Below are 14,865 nucleotides of genomic sequence, written 5' to 3'. Positions count from 1 at the left end.
CCTTTCTATGTATAATCATTCTGCAATATTTATTATTATACTATATTATTAGATTTGTCCTCTTTTTTTGAAAAAGAAGAGAAAATTGCGCACTAAGAGATAAAGAGCGGTTAACTGATTACTAGATAAAGCAAAAAAATGCTTTTTTTCACTTTGATTTTTACCATTGAGTCTAGAAAACATTTTACATAAAATGAAAGAAAGTAAAAAAGCTTCGATTAATGTGATCTACTTGCAATAAATATGAAAACAAACTTTTGAATGCGGTTACATTTTTGCGGGTGTATAAACTTATAATGATGATGAAGGAGATGAAGGAAGTGATTGCTACACCCTATATAAACTTGGAGATAAACAAGGAACCAGGTGTGCATGTTGTATTGGATGAAACAAAAAAAGATGGTGTTTATTTTATTAAATTAACGGTCAAGTCGATTAAAAAAAGAATTCTTCCAAAAATGGAATTAAAATGGAGCGTTCCGTTGTTAGATATCCAACTATGTAAATTTTTACAAACTAGTAAGGGCGATGTGAGTACCTCTTCAGTTCATTGTTTTATGAATAAGAATGGTTCTAACCGCTACACCATTGCATGTTCAGATATACTTCATCCTATTCGGTGTGCTCCCAATTGGAAAGAAATGTGTCTAGATGTAGAGATGACCTTATTTAGTGAAAGCACTTGGTCTCTTCATAGCTACGAAACTGAACTGCGAGTAGATACAAGAATGGTTGAAACAGAAGAGCTATTCAAAGATTTAGCGAAATGGTATGAGAGAAAAGAGATTAATCTAGCATCTACTTTTGAGCATGCAACGGCAATAGACGAACGAGGAAATGTCTCGTTAGATATTTGATGGTGAGGAGAGGGATAAAGTGGGAATCTTATTTAATGAACGTACAAAGGAATTTCACCTACAAGGACGCGATGTAAGTTATATCTTTTCAGTTTTGAGAAACGGGCAGCTCGGTCACTTGTACTATGGAAAAAAGCTTAAGCACCGTTCATCTTTTCAGCATTTTTTACGTGTAGAAACAAGAGGAGCTAGCGCTTCGGTATATGAAGGAGAACTAGCATTTTCTCTTGAAACAATCAAACAAGAGTATCCTTCTTATGGAACAACAGACTTCAGAGAGCCAGCCTATCAACTTCTTCAGCAAAATGGAAGCCGAATCACAAATTTTGAATACGATAACCATAAAATTTACGAAGGTAAAAAGCCATTAAACGGCTTACCTGCTACGTATGTAGAAGAAAATAGTGAAGCAACAAGTGTAGAAGTTGAACTGATTGATAAATTGCTCAGCGTATCACTTATTTTAACGTATACCGTTTACGAAGACCGAAATATTATCACGCGTCATGCACGGTTTGAACATGGGGGAGAAGAACCAGTCGATATTTTACGTATCATGAGCGGCAGTATTGATTTGCCCACATCAAATTATGAAATGGTTCAGCTTTCCGGTGCTTGGATTCGAGAAAGACATGTTAAAACACGAATGCTTCAGCCGGGTATTCAAAGTATTTCTAGTGCGAGAGGTACAAGCAGCAGTCAGCAAAACCCATTTTTAATTTTAAAGAATCCAGCTGCAACTGAACACAGTGGAGAAGCGTATGGTTTTAGTCTTGTATACAGCGGAAACTTTCTTGGACAAGTGGAAGTAGATCATTATAATGTATCAAGAATAACGATGGGCATTCATCCTTTTGATTTTCAGTGGCGACTAGAAAGTGGACAAACCTTTCAATCACCAGAACTAGTACTGGCTTATTCAAATAGCGGGCTAAACGGCCTTAGCCAAGAGTATCATGAGCTTTATCGCAAGCGTCTCGCTAGAGGAAAATGGCGGGATTTGGAGCGACCAGTTTTAATTAATAACTGGGAAGCTACGTATTTTGATTTTAACGAAGAGAAAATTGTACATATTGCCAAAGAAGCACAAAAGCTAGGCGTTGAACTTTTTGTATTGGATGACGGCTGGTTCGGTAAACGTAATGATGATACAACTTCTCTTGGAGACTGGTTTGTAGATGAAAATAAGCTTCCGGGCGGTATGAAGTCATTGGCTCAAAAAGTAACGGATTTAGGTATGGACTTTGGATTATGGTTTGAACCTGAAATGATTTCAAAGCAAAGCAACTTGTATGAAAAGCATCCAGATTGGTTGATTCATGTGCCAAATCGTCATCAGTCTCATGGACGAAATCAATATGTGCTTGATTTTTCACGAGAAGAAGTAGTGAATTATATCTATGAACGAATGGAAGCTATTTTAAGTGAAGCACCTATCTCTTATATAAAATGGGATATGAATCGAAATATAACGGAGATTGGATCTGTTGGGCTGCCCGCGAATCGTCAGTTTGAAGTAGTATATCGCTATATTTTAGGTGTGTATGATTTGTATGAGCGACTAACAAGGAAGTTTCCGGATATCTTATTTGAATCATGTGCAAGCGGGGGCGCCAGATTTGATCCGGGAATGCTTTATTATGCTCCTCAGGCTTGGACGAGCGATAATACGGACGCGGTTGAACGTTTGAAAATTCAGTACGGCACGTCTTTTGCCTATCCGATCAGTTCAATGGGAGCACACGTATCAGCCGTACCAAATCATCAAGTACGCAGAGTAACAAGTCTAGAAACAAGAGGAGACGTTGCGTATTTTGGCGCATTTGGTTATGAGTTAGATGTTACGCTGATGACAGAAGATGAAAAAGAAACGGTAAAAAAACAAATTCATTATTATAAAAAACACCGATCTCTTATTCAAAATGGCATATTCTATCGTTTAAAAAGTCCGTTTGAACAAGATGGAAATATGACGAGCTGGATGGTTGTTTCATCCGATCAAAAACAGGCAATCATCGGTTATTATCAAGTATTAGCTAGACCAAATCCTTCTTATGAACGCATTGAGTTAAAAGGGCTTCATCCTGATTACGAATATACAGTGATGGAAACAGACCAAACAGCTTATGGAGATGAGCTCATGTATGCAGGGATTGCTCTAACTCATGAATATCCGGGTGTTGAAGCATATGATGAAAAATCTGGAGACTTTGTATCGGTTATTTACACACTGCAAGCTCAATAAGCAAAAAGCCACTTCAGTATCATAAGAAGTGGCTTTTTTAGTTAACTATTAATTATACAGTGTTGACATAAAAGGAGAAGTAATGGTAACTTTTAGTTATAATTGTTAACTTTATATTTTTATAAGTTTACTTAATGGAGGGGAATCGATGGAAACCACAAGTTTAAGAGATTGGAAAGCACTTGCTCAGTCCATTATTAAAGGGAAAGAAATTACATATAACGAAGCACTTCAACTTCTTCATGTACCGGATGAGGAAGTGTTAGAGGTCATGAATGCCGCGTATTTAATTCGTCATCATCATTATGGAAAAAAAGTAAAGCTTAATATGATTATTAACACCAAATCAGGTTTATGCCCAGAAGACTGTGGATATTGTTCGCAGTCGATTGTATCAGAAGCGCCGATTAATAAGTATGCGTGGTTAACAAAAGAGAAAATTGTAGAAGGTGCCTTTGAAGCTCAAAAAAGAAAAGCGGGTACATATTGTATCGTGGCGTCAGGCCGCCGCCCTACTGATAAAGAAGTAGCGCACGTAGTGGGAGCGGTAAAAGAAATTCGTCAAAAGACAGACTTGAAAATCTGTGCCTGTCTAGGGTTTTTAACAGATGATCAAGCACACGAACTAGTCGAGGCGGGTGTTCATCGCTATAATCATAATTTAAATACCCACGCTGATAACTATGACAATATTTGTTCTACGCATGGCTATGAAGATCGAGTCGATACGGTTACTATATCTAAAAAAGCAGGTTTGTCACCTTGTTCCGGTGCGATTTTTGGAATGGGCGAGACAAATGAACAAGCCGTTGAACTAGCTTTCCAAATTAAAAAATTAGATGCAGATTCTATTCCGTGCAACTTTCTTGTTGCTGTTCCAGGAACGCCTTTAGAAGACAAAAAGGCGTTAAAGCCAATGCAATGTTTAAAGCTGTTAGCGATGATGCGTTTTGTAAATCCAACCAAAGAAATTCGAATTTCAGGAGGCAGAGAAGTTAACCTCAGATCACTTCAGCCGCTTGGTTTGTTTGCTGCAAACTCAATTTTTGTAGGTGATTATTTAACGACTCAAGGGCAAGAACCTACAGCTGACTGGGGATTAATTGAAGATTTAGGATTTGAAATTGAAGAATGTGCACTGTGAAGCCGTTGAGAAATCAACGGTTTTTTGATTTTTAGGCGATTTACAGGAACGATACGTTTTTTTTACAAAACTCAACAGCTTCTTTATATTTCCTTCATAAATACCCATTATTATAGAACATGTGAACGATAAGTGAATAGTTACTAAGGTTATGAAATTGAGAAACCACAAAAAACAATAGGTCTATATCAATACCCTATACGTTTTTTGTGGTCTTTTTGTGAATGAAAGGAAGGCATCGTTTTGAATAAGGAAGCAGATTTCTTACAACAGCTTGGACAAGAACGCTTGATTGCATCCATTAAAAGCCCAAAAAATTTAGAACAATTTTTAGAAACAGAGATCCAGGCCGCCTTTTTATTAACGGGCAATATTAGTGTTATTAAACGCTATGTAGATTTACTCAAACAGCATAATCGAACGGTTTTTTTACACGTTGAAAAAATTCCAGGGATTAGCTATGACCGAGAAGGGCTTAAATTCCTTGCTAAGTTTGTAAAGCCTAAAGGTATCGTAACCACTAAAAGTTCACTCATTAATTACGCAAAGCAGGAAGGACTGGTTGCTATTCAGCGGCTGTTTTTAGTTGATACAGACGCAGTAGCACAAGGGTTGAAAACCGTTCAAGATATTAAACCGGATGCATTAGAACTAATGCCAGGATTAATTCCGGAGATGATAGAGAAAGTGGTTAAAAAAACAAGTATCCCTATTATTACAGGTGGACTCATTCAAAATGAAAGCCATATCCAAGCTGCTTTAAAAGCAGGAGCTACGGCAGTTTCTACAGGGAAATCATGGTTATGGAAAAAATATGAATGAGAGAGAAAGGAGCGTTTTTAATGAAAAAAGTAGAGTTAGTTAACATTGGGAAGTCATACGATCAAAAAACAAATGTCATTCAAGATATTAACGTCACAATTGAACCGGGAGAGTTTTTCGTATTAGTAGGTCCTTCAGGATGTGGAAAAAGTACAATGCTGCGAATGATTGCCGGATTAGAAGAAGTCACGCAGGGAGAGCTCCTAATTGGAGATTTAAAAGCAAATAAACTGCTTCCAAGTCAGCGCGATTTGTCAATGGTGTTTCAAAACTATGCCTTATATCCGCATTTGACAGTGGAACAAAATATTCTTTTTGGCCTGCATACAAAGAAAATTTCAAAGCAAGAACAGCAAAAACGCTGCAGGGAAGCAGCAGAGATGCTTGGTTTAAGTGAATATTTAAAGAGAAAGCCGAGACAGCTTTCGGGAGGACAGCGTCAGCGTGTAGCGCTTGCACGTGCTATTGTTACTCATTCGCCTATTTGCTTGATGGATGAGCCGTTATCAAACTTAGATGCGAAGCTGCGCGCGAAGATGAGGTCAGAAATTCGCCAGATTCAGCGTAAGTTAGGTATTACGATGATTTATGTCACGCATGATCAAACGGAAGCGATGACGATGGCAGATCGAATGATGATTCTAAATGGAGGAAACATTCAACAAGTTGGACGTCCGCTCGATATTTACAATGCACCAAAGAACACGTTTGTAGCATCTTTTATAGGTTCTCCCCCTATGAATTTATCAAACGTTTCTATAGAAAATAACTTACTAGTTTTTGAAGATAGAAGAGCTATTAGCATGAGTACACCACACAGTACACTTAACGGTGAAAAAGAAGTTGTGGTTGGAGTTAGACCTGAGCATATTCAGCTTGCGACAAACGACAATACAAGTTTTATTGTGGAGGTAGATAATGTAGAAATTCTAGGCACGGAAACCCTGCTTACATTTCATATAGGGGACAAGCAGTGGATGGCTAAGTGGAACGGTCAATGGAGTATAAAGGTGGGAGAGCGAGTTCCTATTTTTATTGATCCAAAACACCTGTTTTTATTTGATGATACAGGTTCATGCTTGCACTACGAACCATTAAGTGAAGATTTAACTGTAAAGGGGGCATTTGTATGAGTGCTGTTACCAAAACAGCAAACTCACCTGTTTCTGTTTCATCAACCCCAAAAGAAAAAAAATCGATGCCTACTATCATTGTAGGACTATCTTATTTACTGCCATCATTACTGTTATTTAGTGTGTTTCTTTTCTACCCAATGATTAAGACCTTATATTTAAGTCTTTTTATTACAGACACACAGGGAAATCCCTTAAATTTTGTAGGACTACAAAATTTCTTACATCTATTTACAGATCCTAATTTCTTACAAAGTATGAAAGCCACTTTTCTATTTGTACTCTACACAGTGCCTATTGGCTTAATTATTGCCTTATTCCTAGCTCTAATCGCAAATGAAAAGCTGAAAGGAATTGGTTTTTTCAGAACAATGTTTTCATCTACGATGGGAATGAGCGTAGCAGCTTCTTCTGTGATTTGGATGTTTATGTATAATCCGACAATCGGTGTTATCAATAAAGTATTAAACCTTGTAGGGATCCATGACGTGCAGTGGTTATTAGATCCTAAGTACGCACTGATTGCTGTGTCTATCTCTACCATTTGGATGAACATTGGGTTTACCTTTTTAATTTTGCTTGGCGGTTTGCAAAATATTGATGAAAAGCTGTATGAGAATGCGCGTATCGCTGGAGTTAGCTATTGGTATCAGCTCCGTAAAATTACGCTTCCTATGCTTTCGCCAACGCTGTTTTTTATTATCACCGTTTCGTTTATCAATGCATTTCAAACGTTTGGACAAATTGATATTTTAACAAAAGGCGGACCTACAGATTCTACAAATGTTATTGTTTATTCGATCTACAAAGATGCATTTGTAAACTATAATGTTGGCTCTGCAAGTGCTCAAGCTACAATTTTGTTTTTCTGTATTCTACTGGTTACCGCTCTTCAATTTAAGCTTGGAGAAAGGAAGGTACATTATCAATGAGCATCACAAGAAAATGTACAGCTTATTTGCTACTCATTGCAGCTACTTTAGTATTGATGTTTCCTATTCTATACGCTTTTTCCATTAGTTTTATGAGTGGGGCGGAAGTGTTGGAAGGAAAGATTTGGCCGTCATCTTTTTCATTTGAAAATTATCAGGCTGCTTTTGAAAAAGTTCCACTGCTTCATTACTTAATTAACAGTTTTGCTGTGTCTATCTTCGTCATGGCTGGGCAGCTGTTAGTTTCAAGTTTGGCAGCTTTTGCATTTGTATTCATTAAATTTAAAGGAAGAGATACTATTTTCTTTCTCTTTATTTCTACAATGATGATTCCATGGGAAGCAACGATGGTTCCTAACTTTTTAACAGCACAAAAGCTAGGATGGATTAATAACTATTTAGGATTAACGATTCCTTTTTTTGCTTTAGCATTCGGAACATTTTTATTGCGTCAACAGTTTAAAACCATTCCGAATGAGTTATATGAAGCTTCTCAAGTTGCAGGGATTAGCCGCTTTCGTTTCTTTTGGAACCTCGTGCTTCCTGTGTCCAAAACAAGTCTAGTTACGCTTGGTGTATATAGCTTTTTAACAACATGGAATATGTATTTATGGCCACTATTAGTGACAAATACAGAGAATGTTCGTACCGTTCAGATTGGTTTAAAGCAAATGCAAACACAGGAGATTTCAACTGATTGGGGAGTGGTTATGGCCGCTGTCGTGGTTGTTATCTTACCGACATTATTACTATTATTCCTAGGCCAAAAACGTCTTCAAAAAGGATTAACACAAGGTGCAATTAAATAGGAGAGTGAATGTGATGAAAAAGATATTGGCTATCGTAACGGCATGCTTGCTAGTTATTCTAGGTGCTTGCTCAAATTCAACTGGTTCTTCGGAAGCGCAAGAAACCAAAAAAACAGCATCAGGTAAAACAGAAGTCGTTTTTTGGCACGCCATGAGCGGCGACCTTGAAAAATCACTCAATAAAATTGTCGATGAGTACAATAAATCTCAGGATAAAGTTGAAGTAAAACCTGTTTTCCAAGGAACGTATGAGGAGGCACAAACAAAATTCAATACAGTGGCAGGAACAAAGGATGCACCGGCTATTATGCAAACATTCGAAGTAGGAACGAAATTCATGATAGACAGTGGTAAGGTTCAGCCTGTTCAAAAGTTTATTAATGAAGACCACTACGATACTTCACAGTGGGAGAAAAACATTTCAAGTTATTACCAAGTGGATGGAAAGCAATATTCAATGCCATTTAACTCTTCAACACCTGTTCTAGTTTACAATAAAGATGCCTTTAAAAAAGCAGGGCTAGATCCTGAAAACCCTCCAAAAACGTATGATGAATTAAAGGCAGCTGCAAAAAAATTAACAGAAAAACAAAGAAATAAAACATCGCAATACGGTTTTTCAATTCTAAATTACGGATGGTTCTTTGAAGAGCTAGTTGCTTCTCAAGGCGGTTTGTATGTGGATCATGAAAACGGTCGTAAAGGTGATGCCCAAAAGGCAGTATTTAATGGCAAAGAAGGATTAAACGCATTTAATTTAATCAATGATATGTACAAAGAAGGTACATTCTACAACGTAGGGCAAAACTGGGATGATATGCGTGCAGCATTTCAATCTAAAAAAATTGCAATGTTCTTAGATTCGTCAGCAGGCATTAAAACATTAGTAGACAATGCTCCATTTGATGTAGGCGTATCTTATATTCCTGTGCCAAAAGAAGAGGATCGTCAAGGAGTAGCTATTGGCGGAGCATCTTTATGGATGTCTAAAGGAATCAGTGATGAAACATCAAAAGCAGCGTGGGACTTCATGAAATATTTAGCAACACCAGAAGTTCAGGCAAAATGGCACGTGGAAAGTGGATACTTTGCAGTTAACCCAAAAGCGTATGAACAAGATATTGTAAAAAAAGAGTGGGAGAAATATCCGCAGTTAAAAGTAACGGTTGATCAGCTTCGTGAAACAAAGCCTACTCCAGCTACACAGGGTGCTTTAATTTCTGTATTTCCTGAATCGCGTCAAAAAGTAGTAGCAGGGATGGAAAGCCTGTATCAAGGAGTAAAGCCGAAAAAAGCACTCGATCAAGCAGCAAAAGAAACAAATAGAGCATTAGAAGTAGCCAATCAAAAATAACGTATGATTACGAAGCTCGTCTTTCAAGTTATTTTGAGGACGAGCTTTTTACTTAGTGAATGACTAGTTAGGGGAGATAGAGGACAATGAATACTTCAATTGATCTTTATGCGCATCGCGGCTTTAGCGGACGGTATCCTGAAAATACAATGATTGCATTTGAAGAAGCTAGAAAAATGCGAGTTGCAGGTATTGAATTGGATGTACAATTAACAAAAGACGGGGAAATAGTAGTTATTCACGATGAACGAATTGACAGAACGACGAATGGAATGGGATATGTTCAAGAATTTTCATATTAAACAGCTGCGTTTATTCGATGCTGGAAGTTGGTATGATTCTCGTTTTTCTAAACAATCGATTCCGACATTAATAGAAGTGTTTGAGTGGATGATGGACAAAAAGACAAAATTGACGGTGAATATTGAATTGAAAAATGACCGAATTTACTATCCAAAACTTGAAGAAAAAGTTCTTCGTCTAATCGATGAGTTTGATTTAGAAGATCAAGTTATTTTGTCATCTTTTAACTATGATAGCTTGGCTAAAGTGAGATCTCTCCATTCATATATACCAACAGGTTTTTTATTTGAAGGGGTGAGCGAGGATGCTATTGGAAAAGCGAAATCGATAGGAGCGCATCTACACTGTGATATGTCTTTTGCTCTTTCTTCGTACGGGAAAAAAGCAAAGCAAGAGAGATTAGACTTACGAGTATATACGATTAATGAAATGAATGACTTCTTGAAGCTCCAGCAGGCTTCAGTAAAAGTAGTGATGACAGATTACCCTAACCGTTTTTCCTCTACAATGTTCAAAGGATGACTTAGAAAGAGGCTGGGACAAAAGTATTTTCGTTGAAGGAAGATCCGAACGATGAATCGAGATTCTTGATGGAGAATTAAACTCGTTCGGATTTTTTCATTGTTAGGGTGAACATAGGTTTCATGTATGTAGTTGCTTCTAGCTGTTGATTAGAGGGCAAGGCGAAGACTCCTGCGGGAAAAGCGGAATAGGTGAGACCCCGCAGGAGCGTAAGCGACGAGGAGGCTCATCGGCCGCCCGCGGAAAGCGAAGTCTTGCAAGGAAATCAACAGCGGTGTAACAAGCAATCCATACTAGCTTATTTATCCCATTTGTTCGTCTTTAGATTCGGTTGATTTAGTTATGTCTCAATCTCTTTTTATAGAAAGAAAATGTTACTTTATTCTGAATAGTATAAAAGTTATATTGTAGAATTGTTTTATAGATGATATATTGATAATAGACTATAATGTTCCTTGTGAAAGCGAATACATGTTGCGTAGCTCCGCAAACGTTCATTTGCCGGTCCCTAGCATCGTCTGTTAGCTCTTTTAGGAGGAATAAAAAATCATGTATGATCAAGATACTATCTATATTATTGGAGATGCCAAAGCTCCTCAAAGCAATCCAATTACTAAAAAGTTCAATCAGTATTTTTTAGGACTGGTAGTTGATAAAACAAATGGAAAAATTATTGATGTGGAATGCTCAGCGACGATTGAGTTAACCGTTCGATTTGTTCAATCAATTTTTATTGGACGTCATATAAGTGATCTCACCCTTACAGACGACATTAACAGCCGCTATTTCGGGTCTTCCCAAAAAGCGCTGGTGGTAGCGTTTCATGATGCACAGAAAAAATATCAGCAAATAACAGCTGCTTTGTCTACATAGACCTAGACGAAATCCAGCCTGACGTTTTCAAACGTTGGGCTGGATTTTGTTTTGTATAAAAATATTTTCGTGGAGATGAAGGGGGAAGAATAAATGATTCAAGATGGATTTATGTATGTGAGTGTGTTAACTGCCTTTGCTGCGCTCATGGTAGGGATTGAAAAAAGATTTAAAGCCAATCGATTTTTTAAATTTATCCCGGGTATTGTACTTATTTATATAGGAGCTGCTCTTATGCAAACGGCAGGGGTATTTGGGGATAGCGAATCAAATGTCGCCATGTATACGGGCGTTAAAAATGCACTGCTTCCGGCCATGCTGATGCTTATGCTGTTAAAGTGTGATGTTCGAAGTGTAATTAAACTTGGTCCAAGAATGCTGGGAGGATTCATCGTTGCGGTTTTTAGCATAATGGTAGGTTTTATCCTCGTCTATGCCATCTTTAAGAATTTCTATGTAGAGGACACGTGGAAAGCTTTTGGTGCTTTATCAGGAAGTTGGACCGGAGGATCAGCTAACATGGTTGCTCTCCAAGGGATTTTGGATGTTCCAGAAAATATATTTGGCTACGCTCTTATGATGGATACGATTAACTATGCCGTATGGGTTATGTTTATGTTTTGGCTTGTACCATTTGCATCTAAATTTAATAAATGGACAAAAGCAGACGTCAGCTTTATTGAGAATAGTATAGATGAAGTCGCAGCAACTTCTGAAAGCGAAAAAGAAGGCCCGCAGTTTCAGCATCTTCTTTATTTACTTGGTCTAGGTTTGTTCGTTTCAGCATTTTCTACGTTTATCGGCGGGCGTTTGCCTGAAGTGGGAGCGGTTATTAATGCAACGAGCTGGACGATTATGATTGCTTCTGTGGTTGGTCTAGTGCTTGCTGTAACCCCAGCGGCAAAAATTCCAGGTACGCTCGATGTATCAAACGTTATGTTATACATCGTTGTAGCGTTAATTGCTTCTCAATCAGATTTTTCAAATTTAGCTCAGGCTCCTATTTACTTAGTATCTGGTTTTCTTATTATGTTCGTGCACTTAGTGATCATGCTGTTGCTAGCTAAACTATTTAAATATGATTTATTTACGCTCGGAGTAGCAAGTTTAGCTAATATTGGTGGAATGGCGTCTGCTCCAATGCTTGCAGCTGCCTATAACCGTGCACTGATTCCGGTAGGAGTTATTATGGCTCTGATGGGTTCCTTCTTAGGTACTTATTTTGGTATGATGATCGCCAAAATTTTAGGAGCGATCTAAGAATAAACCAAAAATACGTATGAAAGAATATTTGTGCTGAATCGAAAGGAAGCGATTGAAATGATAATTAAAGACATAACTGTAAAGCATCAAACCGTTCCACTGCTTGTTCCGTTTAAAACAGCGCTTCGAACAGCAACAGAGATAGACAGCATAAGTGTAGAGATTCAGTTAGAAAACGGAATAAAAGGAAAAGGAGCGGCTTCGCCAACATATGTTATTACAGGCGATTCTTTAGAAGGCATTCAAGCTGCACTTCAAGGACCTATTAAACTAGCGCTAATAGGGGAGGATATACGTCAGTTTCAAAAACTCTTGAAAAAAATTCAAAGCTGCTGTATTCACAATTCAAGTGCTAAAGCAGCTGCTGATATCGCTTTGCATGATGCTTATACAAAGTTTCTTAACATTCCTTTATATGCTTTCTTGGGCGATAAGCAGCCTATCTCTACGTGTATGACGATAAGTGTTGATGCACCTGAGAAAATGGCTGAAGACGCACAAAAAAGTGCAGCGGACGGATTTGACATTTTAAAAGTAAAGGTAGGTTCAATTCCTGAGCTAGACCTTGAGCGTATTAAACATATTCGATCTGTCATTCCGGATCATGTAAAACTTCGGTTGGATGCAAATCAAGGATGGACTCCAAAACAAGCAGTGCAATTAATTAATAAAATGGAAACTCTCAACTTTGGTATTGAATTGGTAGAACAACCTGTCCCTGCTCATGATTGGGAAGGGTTAAAGTTTGTGACTGAACGAGTAAACGTACCCATTATGGCAGATGAGAGTCTATTTTCTGCCAAAGATGCATTAAGGCTTGTAAGCGGGCGGTACGTGGATCTTTTAAATATTAAGCTAATGAAGTGCGGAGGAATTAATGAAGCAAGAAAAATCGCAAGTATTGCCGAGGCGAACGGTGTTGCATGTATGATTGGAAGCATGATGGAACCATCACTTTCCGTGGGAGCAGCTGCTCATCTGGCAGCCGCTCATCCGAATATCACGTATTTTGACTTAGATGCTCCTCTTTGGCTTTCAGCTGAACTGGATGTGTTAAAGTACAGCGGTCAAGAGATTTTCTTATCAGATCTTCCTGGAATAGGAGAAATCACCGTTCCTATCTCAAAATAAAAGGATAGTAATATAGTAGAAGGAGAGAGACGATGAATATAAAACGTTGGCTTTTGACGGCAACAACAGTTATTTTAGCTACATTAGGGGTCAGTGCAGTTCCTTCTGTTCATGCTTCTGAAGAAAAAGAAACTGCTTATATAGATGTCGCAGCAGCTACTCTGTGGACAGCACCAAACATCTTGCGTGAAGTGGACGCTCCGTCAGCTACTAATCCTGTAGATATGAAAAAGTGGACCACATCGATGAATTTGAAACAAAAGCAGCAGTTATCTAGTGATGGGATGCTTGAGACACAAGCGTTATATGGAAACAAAGTAACGGTTTTAGACGAACAAGGAGACTGGGTCAAAGTAGCTGTAGACGGACAGCCTACTTCTCGAAATGAATTAGGATATCCCGGATGGATGCCTACTAAACAATTAACCTATAGCAAAAGGTACGAACAGTATGCAAAGAAGCCTTTTGTAATGGTGACGGCTCCGACTACTTATTTATATCATTCGCCTTCTTTGAAAAAGAAAGGTATTGAAGTTAGCTATAATACGCGCTTACCTCTTTTGGCAAAGTCAAAGAGTGCATATAAAGTATTAAAACCAAATGGAAAGACAGCATGGATTTCTACAAAAGCAGGAAAAATCTACGCGTCTCAAAAAGATATTCCTGTACCAACTGGCACGGAGCTTGTTGAAAGTGGAAAGGCATTTTTAAATCTTCCATATTTATGGGCTGGCATGAGTGGTTTTGGATTTGACTGCTCTGGATTTACGTTTACGATGTACCAATCCCATGGTATTACGATTCCACGTGATTCAGGGCCACAGTCTCGAGCAGGAAAACCAGTAGATATGAACAACCTTCAACCTGGAGACTTATTGTTTTTTGCCTATAACCAAGGAAAAGGAAGCGTCCACCATGTAGCAATGTATGCGGGAGATGGCATGATGATTCATTCGCCGAACTCCGAGCGGACAGTAGAGATTATTCCTTTAAACACGAAGGGATATATTGAAGAGTATGCAGGTGCACGTCGTTATTTACCTTAATCAGTAAGATAAGAAAGAAGCTCTTTTTGTGAAGGGCTTCTTTCTTAATATATAGAGTATAAATAAAAATTAGAAAATTTAGTTTATTTACGTTTAACTATTTCTCAGTAAGGGAAGAAGTTAAACAAGAGAAAAAAATCATTTTTCTTCTTGAAACATATTGACTTTATATGCAAAGCGTTATATTATTATAAAGCGTCGTTGAGACATACTTGTAACAATGAAGCAGAAAAAAGAATTTTAAAAAGTTATTGACATTACGTTGATAACTTGATAAGATAATAAAGTCGCTTAAGAGCGGCGATTGAACTTTGAAAACTGAACAAAGCGACAAACGTCAACGTTAATTTTTATTTTTTAAATTGAGCAAGTCAAACATTTCTTCGGAGAGTTTGATCCTGGCTCAGGATGAACGCTGGCGGCGTGCCTAA

Annotated in this window: 15 protein-coding genes; all 15 read left to right on the top strand. The window is 37.9% G+C overall.

The genetic code is table 11. The annotated features are described in order from the left end of the window. The first annotated feature begins 311 nt into the window (after positions 1-311). The 15 genes from M3225_RS27830 to M3225_RS27765 all read left to right on the top strand — a co-directional run bounded on the left by M3225_RS27830 (position 312) and on the right by M3225_RS27765 (position 14,434). Complete coding sequence (locus M3225_RS27830; protein WP_251400507.1) at positions 312-857, top strand: hypothetical protein; 546 nt, start codon at positions 312-314, stop codon at positions 855-857. 19 nt (positions 858-876) lie between these two features. After that, complete coding sequence (locus M3225_RS27825) at positions 877-3,102, top strand: alpha-galactosidase (protein WP_251400478.1); 2,226 nt, start codon at positions 877-879, stop codon at positions 3,100-3,102. A 148-nt stretch (positions 3,103-3,250) separates the two neighbouring features. Next, entirely contained in the window at positions 3,251-4,246 is a 996-nt protein-coding gene (bioB, locus tag M3225_RS27820; protein WP_251400476.1) for a biotin synthase BioB, read from the top strand. A 243-nt stretch (positions 4,247-4,489) separates the two neighbouring features. Continuing rightward, positions 4,490-5,068 (top strand): glycerol-3-phosphate responsive antiterminator, encoded by a 579-nt coding sequence (locus M3225_RS27815; protein WP_251400475.1) that lies wholly within the window; start codon positions 4,490-4,492, stop codon positions 5,066-5,068. Positions 5,069-5,088: 20 nt separating this feature from the next. Continuing rightward, on the top strand, positions 5,089-6,201 hold the full coding sequence (locus tag M3225_RS27810; protein WP_251400473.1) for an ABC transporter ATP-binding protein: 1,113 nt from the start codon (positions 5,089-5,091) through the stop codon (positions 6,199-6,201). Beyond that, complete coding sequence (locus M3225_RS27805) at positions 6,198-7,133, top strand: carbohydrate ABC transporter permease (RefSeq protein ID WP_251400471.1); 936 nt, start codon at positions 6,198-6,200, stop codon at positions 7,131-7,133. Before M3225_RS27810 ends, M3225_RS27805 begins: the two co-directional genes overlap by 4 nt. Then, positions 7,130-7,942: a carbohydrate ABC transporter permease gene (locus M3225_RS27800; protein ID WP_251400469.1), complete on the top strand. Its 813-nt coding sequence runs from the start codon at positions 7,130-7,132 to the stop codon at positions 7,940-7,942. Before M3225_RS27805 ends, M3225_RS27800 begins: the two co-directional genes overlap by 4 nt. Positions 7,943-7,955: 13 nt before the next feature. After that, on the top strand, positions 7,956-9,296 hold the full coding sequence (locus tag M3225_RS27795; RefSeq protein ID WP_251400468.1) for an ABC transporter substrate-binding protein: 1,341 nt from the start codon (positions 7,956-7,958) through the stop codon (positions 9,294-9,296). Positions 9,297-9,382: 86 nt separating this feature from the next. Further along, on the top strand, positions 9,383-9,598 hold the full coding sequence (locus M3225_RS27790; protein WP_251400467.1) for a glycerophosphodiester phosphodiesterase family protein: 216 nt from the start codon (positions 9,383-9,385) through the stop codon (positions 9,596-9,598). Further along, on the top strand, positions 9,540-10,121 hold the full coding sequence (locus M3225_RS27785) for a glycerophosphodiester phosphodiesterase family protein (protein WP_251400466.1): 582 nt from the start codon (positions 9,540-9,542) through the stop codon (positions 10,119-10,121). Before M3225_RS27790 ends, M3225_RS27785 begins: the two co-directional genes overlap by 59 nt. 145 nt (positions 10,122-10,266) lie before the next feature. Beyond that, positions 10,267-10,401 (top strand): hypothetical protein, encoded by a 135-nt coding sequence (locus tag M3225_RS29725; protein ID WP_285886123.1) that lies wholly within the window; start codon positions 10,267-10,269, stop codon positions 10,399-10,401. 269 nt (positions 10,402-10,670) lie between these two features. Further along, a complete protein-coding gene (locus M3225_RS27780) occupies positions 10,671-10,994 on the top strand; it encodes a DUF3870 domain-containing protein (RefSeq protein WP_013081578.1) in 324 nt (107 codons plus the stop codon). A 93-nt stretch (positions 10,995-11,087) separates the two neighbouring features. After that, the gene (locus tag M3225_RS27775; RefSeq protein WP_016762895.1) at positions 11,088-12,254 is read left to right on the top strand and encodes a DUF819 family protein; all 1,167 of its coding nucleotides are present in this window, start codon (positions 11,088-11,090) and stop codon (positions 12,252-12,254) included. A gap of 60 nt (positions 12,255-12,314) precedes the next feature. After that, positions 12,315-13,388: a dipeptide epimerase gene (locus tag M3225_RS27770; RefSeq protein ID WP_075422416.1), complete on the top strand. Its 1,074-nt coding sequence runs from the start codon at positions 12,315-12,317 to the stop codon at positions 13,386-13,388. A 32-nt stretch (positions 13,389-13,420) separates the two neighbouring features. Further along, on the top strand, positions 13,421-14,434 hold the full coding sequence (locus M3225_RS27765) for a C40 family peptidase (RefSeq protein WP_075422417.1): 1,014 nt from the start codon (positions 13,421-13,423) through the stop codon (positions 14,432-14,434). Positions 14,435-14,865: the final 431 nt, after the last annotated feature.

Source organism: Priestia aryabhattai, from assembly GCF_023715685.1.
In the GTDB taxonomy this organism is placed as follows: domain Bacteria; phylum Bacillota; class Bacilli; order Bacillales; family Bacillaceae_H; genus Priestia; species Priestia aryabhattai_B.
This window is presented reverse-complemented; position numbering and strand designations above follow the sequence as displayed.